Source organism: Sandarakinorhabdus rubra, from assembly GCF_010994245.1.
GTDB lineage: Bacteria > Pseudomonadota > Alphaproteobacteria > Sphingomonadales > Sphingomonadaceae > Sandarakinorhabdus > Sandarakinorhabdus rubra.
The window spans coordinates 1-13,364 of the sequence record NZ_WMHO01000053.1 but is presented as its reverse complement, the minus strand read 5'-3'; the positions used below and the strand labels follow the sequence as shown (position 1 = coordinate 13,364).

The following is a 13,364-nucleotide window of genomic DNA, read 5'->3' as shown; positions in this document are numbered from 1 at the left end:
GCCGGGCACTGGGGCAAAGCGGGCCGGGCCGCCCGCCGGATCGGCCGGCGGGTCGCCGCGCAGCGCCACGATATGGCGCACGCCGGCCGCCCAATAGTCATCGGCGATGGTCTCCAGCTCGTCGGCAGTGGCGTTGACGCAGGTGAGATGGGCAGCGGCCGCCACCGGCGTTTCCAGCGCGATGCGTGCCACCGTGGCGTGGGTGCGCTCGCGCGTGGAGCCACCGGCCCCATAGGTGACCGAGAAGAAGCGGGGCCCAAGCGGCACCAGCGTTTCCACCGCCTGCCAGAGGCTTTCCTGCATCGCCGGCGTCTTGGGCGGGAAGAATTCGAAACTCACCTGCAAGTCGCCGGGCAGATCGGCAAACAGCGGGCTGTTCAGCGCGCGCGCCGCTTCCGCCATCTGGTTCAGGGTCAGGGCCGTCATCAGGGCTTCCTTCCGATCCACAGGGTCACGCCCAGCTCCGTGCGGGCCTCGGGCGGCAGCCGTGCCGCCACCTCGCCTTGCAGCCCGGCCTCGGCCAGCCAGGCCAGCACCGCCTCTTCGGCAAATCCCAGCCGCAGGTGACGGCGCTCGGCGCGCAGCGCCTCGTTCTCGTGGGGCATCAGATCAACCACCAGCAGCCGGCCACCGGGGCGCAGCACGCGGCTGCTCTCGGCCAGCACAGCGGCGGGATCGTCGGCAAAATGCAGCACCTGGTGCAGCACGATCGTGTCGGCCGCCGCGGCGCCGAGCGGCAGCGCATACATGTCACCGGCCTGCACGCGGGCCTGCGCCAGCCCCGCCGCATCCAGCCGGTTGCGGGCCAGGCGCAACATTTCCGGGCTGCGGTCGATGCCCAGCGCTGTCCTTGCCTGCCCGCCCAGCAGTTCGATCATGCGCCCCGTGCCAGTGCCGACATCGACCAGATCGCCCAATGATCCACCATCGAGAAGTGCCGCGCGGATCGCCGCTTCCACCCCGGCCTCGCGGCTGTGCAGCGAGCGCTCCTGTTCCCATGCCGCGGCGTGATCGTCGAACCAGGCCTCCACCGCGGCGCGGCGCTCGGCGCGCACCACGGCCAGCTGTTCGCGATCGGCAGCGGCCAGATCATCAGCCCCGGCAAGTGCGTCGATGGCCGCCAGCACGGGCGACGTGGTGGCGGCGGGGCCGAGCCGCACGAACACCCATGCGCCCTCCTTCACCCGCTCGACCAGACCGGCCTCGGCCATGATCCTGAGGTGACGGGAGACGCGCGGCTGGCTCTGCTGGAGAACGCGGGCAATCTCGCCAACGGCGAGTTCCAGCCCGCGCAACAGCAGCAGGATGCGCAGGCGGCTGGGATCACCCAGCGCGCGAAAAATGGCCAGCAGAAGCTCCACACATGTTGATATAAAGATATCTTTATATCCGTCAAGCGCCAGCGCCGCCTGTTGCCGAAGCGGTTTTGGCATGTCAACCAAGGCCATGCGCCGCCCGCCCGCCCTTCTCCTCGTGGCCTTGCTGCTGCCGCTGGCGGCCTGCACGACCACCGGCAGCACCGATCTGTCGCGCGCCGAGGCCGACCCGTGGGAGCGCAGCAACCGCCGCGTGTGGGCCTTCAACAAGGGGCTGGACCGCTGGGTGGTGAAGCCGGTGGCCAGCGGCTATCGCGCCGTGGTGCCCAAACCGGCGCGCACCGCTGTGTCCAACGCCTATGGCAATTATGGCGAGCCGGCGAACTTCGTGAACGCCGTGCTGCAGGGCAAGTTCGCGCAGGCCTTCCGCACGCTTGATCGCTTCCTTCTCAACAGCACGCTGGGGGTGGCCGGTGTCGCCGATGTCGCCACTGGGCTGGGCCGGCCCAAGGAGCCGGAGGATTTCGGCCAGACGCTGGCGCGCTGGGGGGTGAAGGCCGGGCCCTACATGGTGCTGCCGCTGTTCGGCCCCTCCACCTTGCGCGACGGCATCATGACGCCTGTCGATTTCTTCATCGATCCGGCCGATTTCATCCGCAATGCCTGGCTGTCACCGGGGTGGGATGTGCGGATCGCGGTGGCCGGCGGGCGTATCCTCAACGCCCGCAACAATTTGATCGAGACCGGGGCGGACGCGCTGCTGGCCGACAGTCTCGATGATTATGCGCTGGCCCGCTCGGCCTTCCTGCAGCGGCGGCGACTGCAATTGTTCGACGGCCAGCTGCCGGCAGAGGAAGACCCATTCGCCGAGCCCGCAGAACCAGAGCCCGCCGCCGAGCCGCCGGCCCCTGCATCGCCGACCCCGGCACTGCCAGCGGCCGCTCCTACACCCTGATCGCCGCTCCCATCACCAGTGGCACCAGCGGCTTCATCGCGCCGAAGGCCGGTTCCTCCTCCAGGGCCGGCAGGGGATCGAGCTGGAACCCGGCTGCCCGCACCAGCGCCGCCGACGGCCGGTCGAGATGGCAGCCCACGCCGATCACCTTCTGGATCGGGGTCAGCCGGTGCTGCCAGCGCTGGCGGGCAGGATCATCGGACAGCACATGTTCAAGGAACAGGAAACGCCCGCCCGGTTTCAGCACGCGCTTCACCTCGGCCAGCACCTGGCCGACGTCGGCAACGCTGCACAGGGTGAGGCAGCAAACCACCGTGTCAAAGCTGGCATCGCCGAACGGCAACCGCTCGCCGGCGCCGGGGACGGAGCGGACCGGCACCGGGCTGTCCTTCAGCCGGGCCGCCGCACGCCGGTTCATGCCTTCGGACGGCTCGACGACCGTCAGGCTGGAGACGGTCGCGGGATCATAGAAGGGCAATGTCGCGCCAGAGCCGAAGCCGATTTCGAGAACGTCGCCGCGTGCGCCCGCGACCAGCGCCTGCCGCCGTGCCATGATGCGCGGATGGGACAGCGTGGCATCGAGCAGCCAGGGAAAGATGGTTTCGCTGTACAGGCCCATGCGCGAATGGTGGCACGGGCTTGGCGGGCCGGCCAGCGCTGGTTATCGTGAGGACATGTCCCGCCCTGCCCTCGCGCTTGTTCTCCTGCTGCTGACTGCCTGCGGCAAGCAGGAAGAGGCCCCACAGGGCAACCAGCAGGCCGTGATCGACAAGGCCAATGCCGACGTGGCTGCCGCGTCAGCAGAGGCCGACGCGCCGTCTCAGCCGTAGAGCATCCGCCCTGTCAGGGCGACATGGTGGTCGATAAGGGCCTCACGCTCCGCCCAGGGAAAATCCGGCCGGGCCAGCAGCAAAGCCACCAGCCCGTGCAGCGCCGCCCAGGCCGACTGGGCGGCAATGTCGGCCGCCGCGCCATGCGTCTGCGCCACAGCAGCGTGCAGCACGGCATAGGCGTCCAGCCCGGCCGCCAGCACGTCACCCCGCTCCGCGCGGCTGTGATCGGGAAGATCGGCCATGAAGGCCACGCGATAGGCGGTCGGATGGTCGAGCCCGAAGCGCACATAGGCGCGCGCCAGGCGGTCGAACCGCGCCGCGCCCGCCGCGCCGCTGCTGGCCGCATCCAGGCGCTGGCGCAATTCACCAAAGGCCCGGCAGCAGATCGCCACCGCAATGGCATCGCGGCTGGGGAAAAAGGCATAGAGCGAGGGCTGGCTGATCCCCACGGCTGCCGCGATCTGCCGGGTCGTCACCTGGCGCACGCCGTGGGCGACGAACAGCGCACCGGCGGCGGCCAGGATCTGCTCTCGGCGGGGGGGCGCATCGGTCTCGCTCACGCCCCAATCTGTCCCATTGACTTCCGCTGTCAACCTATCAATGATAGGTTGACACTCGCGGCCCCCTTCCCTCCCTCCCGGCAGCCGCGCCGGGCTGCCACGGAGCCGCCGCATGGCCAGCCGTCAGCAAAGCCGTCCTGCCACTGCTGTTGCCGCCCGCTATGGCCCGGTGGCGCTGGTCACCGGTGCCTCCGATGGCATCGGACGGGCCTGCGCCGAACGGCTGGCCGCCGCCGGCTTCGCGCTCGTGCTGGTGGCGCGGCGGCAGGCCGAACTGGACTCGCTGGCAGACCGGCTGAGGGCGCGCCATGGCATCGTCTGCCACGTGCTGGCCGCCGATCTGGGAACCAGCGCCGGCATTTCAGCCACCTGCGAGGCCGCCGCCAGCCATGATATCGGGCTGTTCGTGGCGGCGGCGGGCTTCGGCACCGCGGGACCGTTCCTCGCCAACGATATCGAGACCGAGCTGGCGATGATCGATGTCAACTGCCGCGCTGTGGTCGCCCTCACCCACGCTCTCGCGGCGCAGATGCGCGGCCGTGCTGGCAGGCGCAGCGCCATCGTGCTGCTGTCCTCGTTGGTCGGCTTCCAGGGCGTGCCGCGCGCCGCCAACTATGCCGCCACCAAGGGCTTCATCCAGGTGCTGGCCGAAGGGCTGCGGCTGGAACTGGCCGGCGATGGAATCGATGTGCTGGCGGTCGCACCCGGCCCGGTGAAGAGCGGCTTTGCCGCCCGCGCCGGCATGACCATGGGGCTGGCGGACACGCCGGATGCGGTGGCCCGCGGCATCGTGGCCTCGCTGGGCCACGCCGGCACCGTGCGCCCCGGCTGGCTGGCCAAGGGGCTGGAATTCGCGTTGATGCCACTGCCGCGGCGCGGGCGAACCCTGATCCTGCAGCAGGTGATGGCGGGAATGACCCGGTGACCACGGCCATCGAGGCCCGGCGCCAGGCCATCCTGCACGGGTCGATCGCACCGACACTGGCCCGGCTGACGGCGCCGGTTATCCTTGTGATACTCGCGCAGACCTTCGTGGCGATGCTGGAGGCCTGGTGGGTGAGCCGGCTGGGCACGGCGGCCGTGGCCGGGGTTGCGCTGGTTCTGCCGGTCTTCGTGCTGATGGGCACGATGTCGAACGACGGCATCGGCGGCGGCGCGACGGCGGCGGTGGCGCTGGGCGCACCGCTCGCCACGCTGTTCCTGATGGCAATGGCGGGGCTGATGCTGTTCGGGCTGGTCAATGCCGCGGCGGTGTGGCGGTTGCGAGCGCGGGGGCAGTAGAGAGAAGGAAGAAAGAGGCGCGGCAAAGCCGCGCCGTCAGACGAATCAAAAAGGGGCGGCCGTGGGGCCGCCCCTTTTCGTTCGCTGGCCGGATTTCATTGAGTCTGGCGGCAGCTTGCGCTGCCGCCAGCCAACTCAATCTCAGAAATCCATGCCGCCCATGCCGCCCATGCCGCCGGGCATGCCGCCGCCGGCGCCGCCCTTTTCGTCGGCGGGCAGGTCGGTGATGGCTGCTTCGGTGGTGATCAGCAGCGAGGCGACCGAGGCCGCATCCTGCAGCGCGGTGCGCACCACCTTGGTCGGATCGATCACGCCGGCCTTGACCAGGTTTTCATACACCTCGGTCTGGGCGTTGAAGCCGATGGTGGTGTCGCCACCTTCCAGCAGCTTGCCCGACACCACGCCGCCATCATGGCCGGCGTTGCTGGCGATCTGGCGCAGCGGGGCAGTGATCGCCTTGCGGATGATGTCGATGCCGCGGGTCTGGTCGTCGTTGGCGCCCTTCAGGCCATCGAGCGCCTTGGTGGCATAGAGCAGCGCAGTGCCGCCGCCCGGCACGATGCCTTCTTCAACGGCGGCGCGGGTGGCGTGCAGGGCATCGTCAACCCGGTCCTTGCGCTCCTTCACCTCGACTTCGGTCGAACCGCCGACCTTGATCACGGCGACGCCGCCGGCCAGCTTGGCCAGCCGCTCCTGCAGCTTCTCGCGGTCATAGTCGCTGGTGGTGACTTCGATCTGGGCGCGGATCTGTTCGACACGGCCCTTGATCGCGTCGGCCGAGCCTTCGCCATCAACGATGGTGGTGTTGTCCTTGTCGATGGTGACGCGCTTGGCCTTGCCCAGCATGGCGAGCGTCACGTTCTCCAGCTTGATGCCCAGGTCTTCGCTGATCATCTCGCCATTGGTCAGGATGGCGATGTCTTCCAGCATTGCCTTGCGGCGATCACCGAAGCCCGGCGCCTTGACGGCGGCAACCTTCAGGCCACCGCGCAGCTTGTTGACCACCAGGGTGGCCAGCGCTTCGCCTTCCACGTCTTCGGCGATGATCAGCAACGGACGGCCCGACTGCACCACCGCTTCCAGCACCGGCAGCATCGCCTGCAGGTTGGAGAGCTTCTTCTCGTGGATAAGGATGTAGGGGTTGTCGAGCTCCACCTGCATCTTCTCGGCATTGGTGATGAAGTAGGGACTCAGATAGCCACGGTCGAACTGCATGCCTTCGACCACGTCCAGCTCGCTGTCCATGCCCTTGGCTTCTTCGACGGTGATCACGCCTTCCTTGCCGACCTTTTCCATGGCCTTGGCGATCATGTCACCGATTTCGGTCTCGCCGTTGGCCGAGATGGTGCCGACCTGGGCGATTTCCGACGAGCCAGACACCGGCTTGGAACGCGCCTGGAGATCAGCCACCACCTTGGTGACGGCCAGATCGATGCCGCGCTTCAGGTCCATCGGGTTCATGCCGGCGGCAACCGACTTCATGCCTTCGCGCACGATGGCCTGGGCCAGCACTGTGGCGGTGGTGGTGCCGTCACCGGCAGCGTCGTTGGTCTTGGAAGCGACTTCGCGCACCATCTGGGCGCCCAGGTTCTCGAACTTGTCCTTCAGTTCGATTTCCTTCGCGACCGACACGCCGTCCTTGGTGATGCGCGGGGCGCCGAACGACTTTTCGATGACCACGTTGCGGCCCTTGGGGCCGAGCGTCACCTTCACCGCATCGGCGAGGATGTCGACACCGCGGATGATGCGCTCACGCGCGTCGCGGCTGAACTTCACGTCCTTGGCAGCCATGTTGCAAATCCCTTTGTTTCACGCCGGCCAGGCCGGCATGGCAGATTGAACGAAAATCGGCCCGCCAGCTGTGGCAGGCCAGCGGCCTTACGCGGCCTTGCGGGCTTCGGCGGTCGCCGTGATGATGCCCAGAATGTCGCTTTCCTTCATGATCAGAAGGTCTTCGCCATTCAGCTTCACCTCGGTGCCCGACCACTTGCCGAACAGGATGCGATCGCCTTCCTTCACCTCCAGCGGGGTGATGGTGCCGTTTTCGGCACGGGCGCCGGTGCCCACGGCCACCACTTCGCCTTCCTGCGGCTTTTCCTTGGCGCTGTCGGGGATGATGATGCCGCCTGCGGTCTTTTCTTCGGCAGCGACGCGGCGCACCAGCACGCGGTCATGAAGCGGACGGAATGCCATATGTCCCTCTCTCGTGTTTCGTGAATTTCGCCGCTGTTGGCACTCGACAGATGCGAGTGCCAACAGCTGTGTGCGCATATGGTTGTGGGGACCAGCGCCGTCAAGGCCCGCCGCCGCCATCGGCTGCCCTGCGACCCTTTTTTCCAGGCGCCCGGCTGGACAGGCGGCAAGAATGCGGGCGATAAACCCTTGATGCCCCACCGCCTTCCCGCCTCCAGCAGGCGCGCCATCCTGTCTGCCACGATCGCGTCGCTGTTGTTGACTGCCTGTGGCGGCGGCAGCCCGGGCGCCGGGCCATCACCGGCGCCAACGCCCACCCCGACGCCCACCCCAACCAGCAGTCAATGCACCCTGCGCGACCGGCAGCTGTGGGCCGAGGCGCAGATCCGTGAATGGTATCTGTTCCCCGAAACGCTGCCGGCCAGCATCAACCCGGCGCAATATGCGACGCTCGATGATTTCATCGACGCGCTCACCGCCACGGCGCGGGCACAGAACAAGGACCGCTTCTTCACCTTTGCCACCTCGATCGCCGAGGAGGATGCCTTCATCACGCAAGGCGAAACCGCCGCCTTTGGCGTCCAGCTGCGTTATGACAGCGCCAATCGCGAACTCACCGTGCTCGATGCATACGAGTTCGCGCCAGCGCTGACGGCCGGGATCGACCGCGGCGCCCGCATCACCGCCATCGGACCAAGCGAGCAGCAGCTGACCCCGGTGGCCGATCTGTTTGCCAGTGGTGGCAGCCTTGCGGTCGCCGATGCCTTCGGCCCGTCTGCCGCCGGCGTCACCCGCGCCATAAGGTTCGCCCCCGTCGGACAGTCGGAACGCACCGTCACCATCACCAAGGCCGTGTTCAACATCCCGCCGGTGTCGCCCCGCTTCGGCGTCTCGTTCCGGGCGGACACCAGTGGCACGGTCGGCTATGTCAATCTGCGCACGTTCATCAGTTCCGCGCGGGCGCCGCTGCGCGAAGCCTTCGACCGGTTTCGCAGCGCCGCCGTCGATCGCGTGATCATCGATTTCCGTTACAATGGCGGGGGCCTGGTCACCGTGGCCGAGGAGATGGGCGATCTGATGGGCCGAAACCGGCTGCCATCCGACGTGTTCAGCTTCACCCGCTTCCGCGCGTCCAAGAGCGCCGAGAATGAAACGCGCCTGTTCCGCCCGCTCAGCCAGAGCATTGCGCCCACAGGCCTGGCCTTCATCACCACCGAGGACAGCGCCTCGGCCAGCGAGCTGGTGATCAATTCGATGCTGCCCTACACGCAGGGCAACATCCACCTGGTTGGCAGCAACACCAGCGGCAAGCCGGTGGGCCAGATCGCCATCGATCGCCCGGCTTGCGACGACCGCCTGCGGATCGTCGCCTTCGCCACAGACAATGCCAACCGCCAGGGCGATTATTTCAATGGCCTTGCGCCTGATTTTGCAGCGCGCGGCGGCCGCACCTGCGCGGCGCAGGACATTCCCTCGCTGCAGATGGGTGAGCCCGGTGAATCGATGACGATGCGCGCCATGGACGCACTGCGTCCCGGCGGCAGCTGCCAGTCCTTCGTTGCCGCTGCCGACCAGCGCATTCAGTCGACCACGGTGGTGGAGCGGACAAGACCGGCCCTGCTGCGCGCGCGCCGTCCAAGCGCTGCCCAGCACGAGATACCCGGCCTCTTCTGAGCGGCTGTTCTAGACCTTTAGCAGCTGTTTGCCGAAATTCCTGCCTTCGAACAGGCGGCGCAGGGTGGCCGGGCAGTTCTCGAAGCCATGCGCCACATCCTCGGCGGTCTTCAGCTTGCCCTCGGCCATCAGCTTTGACAACGCCGCCACGCCCTCGCCATAGCGCTTGGCGAAATCGAGAATGATGAAACCCTCCATGCACCCGCGCATCACGGTGAGGTTCATGTAGTTGCGAAGGCCAGGCGAGCGGTCCTCGGCGGTGTCATTGTAGCTGGAGATGCCGCCGCACAGCACCACCCGGGCCCTGAGCGCCAGGTTGGCCAGAGCCGCATCGAGGATCTCGCCGCCGACATTCTCGAACACCACGTTGACGCCCCTGGGCGCCGCCTCGCGGATGGCGCGGGCGACATTGCCGGCGCGATAGTCGATGCAGGCATCGGCGCCGGCCACCTCCTGCACCCAGCGGCATTTCTCAGGCCCGCCGGCAATACCGACCACCGTGCACCCAAGCGCCTTGGCCACCTGCACCACCACGCTGCCGGTCGCCCCCGCCGCGCCCGAGACCAGCACCGTGTCGCCCGGCTTGGGCTGACCAATCTCGGTAAGGCCGAACCAGGCCGTCAGGCCGGTTACCCCGAACACGCCCAGCGCCTGTTCGGGCGTCACGCCGGCGCGCAGCTTCGTCACCGGGCCGGTTTCGGTGGTGCCGTCGCCCAGCCAGTGCTCCTGCCAGCCAAACGTGCCCTGCACGATATCCCCGGCGGCAAAACCGGGGTGGCGGCTCTCCACCACCTCGCCGATGCCGCCGGCGCGCACCACGCCGCCGATCGGCACGGCCGGCAGATAGGTGTCGCCGCCAAGCCAGCCGCGCTGGGTGGGATCGAAGGAGAAATGCGTGAGGCGCACCAGGAACTGCCCCTCGCCCACCGCCGGCAGCGGTACAGTAACAAGGTCGAAATCACTGTCCTTCAGTGGGCCTACGGGCCGCGACTTCAGCAGCCATTTGCGGGTTGTCGTCATTTGAACAGGCTCCCCAATATGCCGCGCACCAGGCTCTTGCCCAGGCTGCCGGCCACTTGCCGACCAAGACTGCTGGCAGCCGATCGCGCGGCCGCCTCCACCGCCTTCTGGGTGGCCGTGGGCCGTGCCGCTGCCCTCGCCCTCGCCGCTTCCAGCCGTGCCGCCTCGCGCTGGCGCTGGGCCTCGACCCGCGCCTGTTCCTTGGCGGCCTGGGCGTCCAGCTTGGCCTGCAGCGCGGCCTGCTTCTCGGCCTCAGCCTGGGCACCGCGCTCCTCGCGCTTCAGGAGCAGCAGTTCGTGGGCGGATTCGCGGTCAACCAGCTCCTCATAGGTGCCGGCGTAAGGGGAAGCGTTGATCACGTCCATGCGCTCGCCGGGCGTGATCGGGCCGACCCGGCTGCGCGGCGGTGCGATGCGGGTGCGCTCCACGGGCGAGGGCGCGCCGTCGGGCATCAGGGTGGAAACCAGCGCCTCGCCCACCTTCAGCTCGGTGATGACGCGGGCCACGTCGAGCCGCGGATTGGGGCGGAACGTCTCGCTGGCCGACTTGATGGCGCGGGCATCGCGCGGCGTGAAGGCGCGCAGGGCGTGCTGCACCCGATTACCGAGCTGGCCGGCGACCTTCTCCGGAATGTCGATGGGGTTCTGGGTGACGAAATAGACACCGACGCCCTTCGACCGGATCAGGCGCACCACCTGCTCCACCTTGTCCAGCAGCGCGTCCGGCGCCTCGTCAAACAGCAGGTGGGCTTCGTCAAAGAAGAAGACGAGCCGCGGCTTGTCGGGATCGCCCACCTCGGGCAGCGTCTCGAACAGCTCGGCCAGCAGCCACAGCAGGAAAGTGGCATAGAGGCGCGGGGACTGCATGAGCTTGTCGGCCGCGAGGATGTTGACGCGGCCGCGGCCCTTGTCATCCAAGGCGATGAAATCGCTGATATCGAGCGCCGGCTCACCGAAGAAGGCGGCGCCACCCTGGCTTTCCAGCGTCAGCAACTGCCGCTGGATCGAGCCGACGCTGGCCTTGGTCACATTGCCATATTGGGCTGAAAGCTCACCGGCATTGTCCGCGCACCACGCCAGCATGGCCTGCAGGTCCTTCAGATCCAGCAGCAGCAGGCCATTGTCGTCGGCGTATTTGAAGGCGATCGACAGCACGCCTTCCTGGGTGTCGTTCAGCCCCATCAGCCGGGCCAGCAGCAGAGGCCCCATCTCGGAAATGGTGGTGCGGATGGGGTGGCCCTGCTCACCGAACAGGTCCCAGAACACCACCGGCATCGCCTCATAATCATAATCGGCGATCTTCAGCTCCAGCGCGCGCTTGCCGGTCCAGCCGGCGGCCTCGCTGCCGGCCCTGGCCATGCCGGCGAGATCGCCCTTCACGTCCGACAGGAACACCGGGACGCCGGCGCGGGAAAAACCTTCGGCCAGCCCCTGCAGCGTGACGGTCTTGCCGGTGCCGGTGGCGCCCGCGATCAGCCCGTGGCGGTTGGCGCGCTTGAGGACGAGGCTCTGTGGCACATCCTCGTCCGACAGGCCGATGAACAGGGAATCGGTCACGTGAATCTCCTCCGGCCGGCAGTTTCAGCGTGTTGGTGCAGTCACGTCCAGTTTGAAGATGTCGGGCCGGGCATAATGGCCAGCGGCATCGAAATCGAAGCGGCCGCGCACCACGTCGGCCAGATCAACCTCGGCCACCAGCAATCCCTCGCTGCCCCGCAGCGGCCCGGCCAGCACCTCCCCCATTGGCGAGACGATCAGGCTGCCGCCGGCGATCAGCGGCACGTCGGCGGGCGCGTGGCGCAGCGTGATGGGGTCCCCCAGCGCAGTCTCGCCCGGCGGCAGCCACTGGCAGGCCGAGACGAGGAAACAGCGGCCTTCATGGGCGATGTGGCGCATCGCCACCTCCCACTGCGGGCGATCATCCACCGTCGGCGCCGCCCAGATGGTGATACCGCGTTCATAGAGTGCGGCGCGGAAATGCGGCATGAAATTTTCCCAGCAAATGACCGGCGCTATGCGGCCAACCGGGCTTTCAAATACGCGTACGTCCTCGGGGCCGCCCTGCCCCCACACCAGCCGTTCGGCGGCCGTCGGCATCAGCTTTCCGCGCTGCCCGGCCAGGCTGCCATCGGGGGCGACGTGCAGGGCCATGCAGTGCAGGGTCGCGCCGGCGCGCACGATGGCGCCCACCACCATGGTGCAGCCGATGTCGGCAGCCAGTTCCCCAAGCGCCGCCACCTCGGGGCCATCAAGTTCGATCGCCTGTTCCCAGTATCGCCGGAACGCGTCGCGGCCCTGTGGCGTGCGATAGCCCAGCCGCACACCGAAATCGGCGCCCTTGGGGTAGCCGCCGAGCAGCGCCTCGGGCAGCACCAGGAGATCGGGTTTGGCCGCCGTCAGCTCGTCGCGGCGGGCCATCAGCGCGGCCAGCGTTTCGGCGGTGGTGGCCCGGCTGCCCATCTGCAGGGCAGCAAGGCGGGCGGTTCCGGTGGGAATGGTCATGCAGCCTCCAATCTTGCGCCAAGCTTCTTCAGGGCCCAGGCCGCGGCGTCGGCCAGCACCGGATCGGGGCTGTCACGGTGCGCAGCGACGGCCGGGATCAGATCAGCTTCGCCACTGTTACCAGCGGCATAGAGGCAGTTCCTCAGGAACCGATTCACCCCAATCCGCTTGATGGCAGAGCCGGAAAACAGCGCCCGAAACGCGGCATCGTCAAGCGCCAGCAGATCGGCCAGCTTCGGCGCGGTCAATTCGGCGCGCGGCAGGAAGGCAGGCTCCTCCGTCGCCTGCGCAAAGCGGTTCCACGGGCAGACGGCCAGGCAGTCATCGCAGCCATAGATACGGTTGGCCATCGGGGCGCGATGTTCCTCCGGGATCGGGCCGCTGTGCTCGATGGTCAGATAGGCGAGGCAGCGCCGGGCATCGAGGCGATAGGGCGCTGGAAAGGCCTGCGTGGGGCACGCCGTCTGGCAACGGGTGCAGCTGCCGCAACGGTCAGCATGGGCCGCGTCGGGTGGCAGTTCCAGCGTGGTGTAGATGGCGCCGAGAAACAGCCAGGAACCATGCTGGCGCGACACGAGGTTGGTGTGCTTGCCCTGCCAGCCCAGCCCGGCGGCGGCGGCCAGCGGCTTTTCCATCACTGGTGCGGTGTCGACGAACACCTTTACCTGAGGGTCTGGCACCTCTCCGCCGGCTGCATCGACCAGCCAGCGTGCCAACGCCTTCAGCCGCTTCTTAATCAGATCGTGATAGTCGCGGTTCCAGGCATAGACCGAGATGACGCCGGTATCGCCCTGGCCCGCCAGCCGCAATGGATCGAGCGGCGGCGCATAGCTGGTGCCCAGCATGATGACACTGTTCACCGCCGGCCACAGGCCCGTTGGCGAGGCACGTTCATCGGCGCGGGCTGCCATCCAGATCATGTCGCCGTGGCAGCCATCGGCCAGCCACTGCCGCAGGCGGGCGCCGGCCTCCGGAACCGCATCGGCGTGCGCCACGCCGCAGGCGGCAAAGCCCAGCCGCGCGGCCTCGGC

At 68.0% G+C, this 13,364-nt stretch carries 15 protein-coding genes; 5 read left to right on the top strand and 10 right to left on the bottom strand.

Features of this window, described 5'->3' with window-relative positions; genetic code table 11:
• Nucleotides 1–426 (bottom strand): methylenetetrahydrofolate reductase (locus tag GJV64_RS05115; RefSeq protein ID WP_205599531.1); only part of this gene is annotated, 426 nt, incomplete at its 3' end.
• Nucleotides 426–1,361, bottom strand: a complete 936-nt coding sequence (locus GJV64_RS05110) for an ArsR/SmtB family transcription factor (protein ID WP_164156200.1) — start codon at nt 1,359–1,361, stop codon at nt 426–428. The genes GJV64_RS05115 and GJV64_RS05110, both read right to left, overlap by 1 nt.
• A gap of 70 nt (nt 1,362–1,431) precedes the next feature.
• Here GJV64_RS05110 and GJV64_RS05105 point away from each other — a divergent pair, with 70 nt between their 5' ends.
• Nucleotides 1,432–2,271, top strand: coding sequence for an MlaA family lipoprotein (locus GJV64_RS05105; protein ID WP_164156199.1), 840 nt, complete (start codon nt 1,432–1,434; stop codon nt 2,269–2,271).
• Here the strand turns inward: GJV64_RS05105 and GJV64_RS05100 are convergent.
• A complete protein-coding gene (locus GJV64_RS05100) occupies nt 2,261–2,890 on the bottom strand; it encodes a class I SAM-dependent methyltransferase (RefSeq protein WP_164156198.1) in 630 nt (209 codons plus the stop codon). The two genes, GJV64_RS05105 and GJV64_RS05100, sit on opposite strands and share 11 nt — an antisense overlap.
• A 55-nt stretch (nt 2,891–2,945) precedes the next feature.
• Between GJV64_RS05100 and GJV64_RS05095 the strand changes: the two genes are divergently transcribed.
• Nucleotides 2,946–3,101 carry a hypothetical protein gene (locus tag GJV64_RS05095; RefSeq protein ID WP_164156197.1) on the top strand — a complete coding sequence of 52 codons (156 nt, stop codon included), beginning with the start codon at nt 2,946–2,948 and terminating at the stop codon, nt 3,099–3,101.
• Here GJV64_RS05095 and GJV64_RS05090 read toward each other — a convergent pair.
• Nucleotides 3,092–3,664, bottom strand: coding sequence for a TetR/AcrR family transcriptional regulator (locus GJV64_RS05090; RefSeq protein ID WP_205599530.1), 573 nt, complete (start codon nt 3,662–3,664; stop codon nt 3,092–3,094). The two genes, GJV64_RS05095 and GJV64_RS05090, sit on opposite strands and share 10 nt — an antisense overlap.
• A 112-nt stretch (nt 3,665–3,776) precedes the next feature.
• On the opposite strand from GJV64_RS05090, the gene GJV64_RS05085 reads away from it, so the two are divergent.
• Both GJV64_RS05085 and GJV64_RS05080 read left to right on the top strand, forming a co-directional pair.
• Nucleotides 3,777–4,589 (top strand): SDR family NAD(P)-dependent oxidoreductase, encoded by an 813-nt coding sequence (locus GJV64_RS05085; protein WP_164156195.1) that lies wholly within the window; start codon nt 3,777–3,779, stop codon nt 4,587–4,589.
• Entirely contained in the window at nt 4,586–4,945 is a 360-nt protein-coding gene (locus GJV64_RS05080; protein ID WP_164156194.1) for a hypothetical protein, read from the top strand. Before GJV64_RS05085 ends, GJV64_RS05080 begins: the two co-directional genes overlap by 4 nt.
• Nucleotides 4,946–5,086: 141 nt before the next feature.
• Here GJV64_RS05080 and groL read toward each other — a convergent pair whose 3' ends face one another.
• Both groL and groES read right to left on the bottom strand, forming a co-directional pair.
• Nucleotides 5,087–6,736 (bottom strand): chaperonin GroEL, encoded by a 1,650-nt coding sequence (groL, locus tag GJV64_RS05075; RefSeq protein WP_164156193.1) that lies wholly within the window; start codon nt 6,734–6,736, stop codon nt 5,087–5,089.
• A gap of 87 nt (nt 6,737–6,823) precedes the next feature.
• The gene (gene groES, locus GJV64_RS05070) at nt 6,824–7,138 is read right to left on the bottom strand and encodes a co-chaperone GroES (protein WP_164156192.1); all 315 of its coding nucleotides are present in this window, start codon (nt 7,136–7,138) and stop codon (nt 6,824–6,826) included.
• Between the two features lie 192 nt (nt 7,139–7,330).
• Here groES and GJV64_RS05065 point away from each other — a divergent pair, with 192 nt between their 5' ends.
• Nucleotides 7,331–8,812 (top strand): S41 family peptidase, encoded by a 1,482-nt coding sequence (locus tag GJV64_RS05065; protein ID WP_164156191.1) that lies wholly within the window; start codon nt 7,331–7,333, stop codon nt 8,810–8,812.
• A gap of 9 nt (nt 8,813–8,821) precedes the next feature.
• On the opposite strand, the gene GJV64_RS05060 is transcribed toward GJV64_RS05065, so the two are convergent.
• The 4 genes from GJV64_RS05060 to queG all read right to left on the bottom strand — a co-directional run.
• Nucleotides 8,822–9,832, bottom strand: coding sequence for an NADP-dependent oxidoreductase (locus GJV64_RS05060; protein ID WP_164156190.1), 1,011 nt, complete (start codon nt 9,830–9,832; stop codon nt 8,822–8,824).
• Nucleotides 9,829–11,388 carry a helicase HerA-like domain-containing protein gene (locus tag GJV64_RS05055; RefSeq protein ID WP_164156189.1) on the bottom strand — a complete coding sequence of 520 codons (1,560 nt, stop codon included), beginning with the start codon at nt 11,386–11,388 and terminating at the stop codon, nt 9,829–9,831. The genes GJV64_RS05060 and GJV64_RS05055 overlap by 4 nt, the downstream gene beginning before the upstream one ends.
• A gap of 24 nt (nt 11,389–11,412) precedes the next feature.
• The gene (locus GJV64_RS05050; RefSeq protein ID WP_164156188.1) at nt 11,413–12,333 is read right to left on the bottom strand and encodes a carbon-nitrogen hydrolase family protein; all 921 of its coding nucleotides are present in this window, start codon (nt 12,331–12,333) and stop codon (nt 11,413–11,415) included.
• The coding region (queG, locus tag GJV64_RS05045) for a tRNA epoxyqueuosine(34) reductase QueG (protein ID WP_235927605.1) at nt 12,330–13,364 on the bottom strand (1,035 nt) is incomplete at its 5' end. The genes queG and GJV64_RS05050, both read right to left, overlap by 4 nt.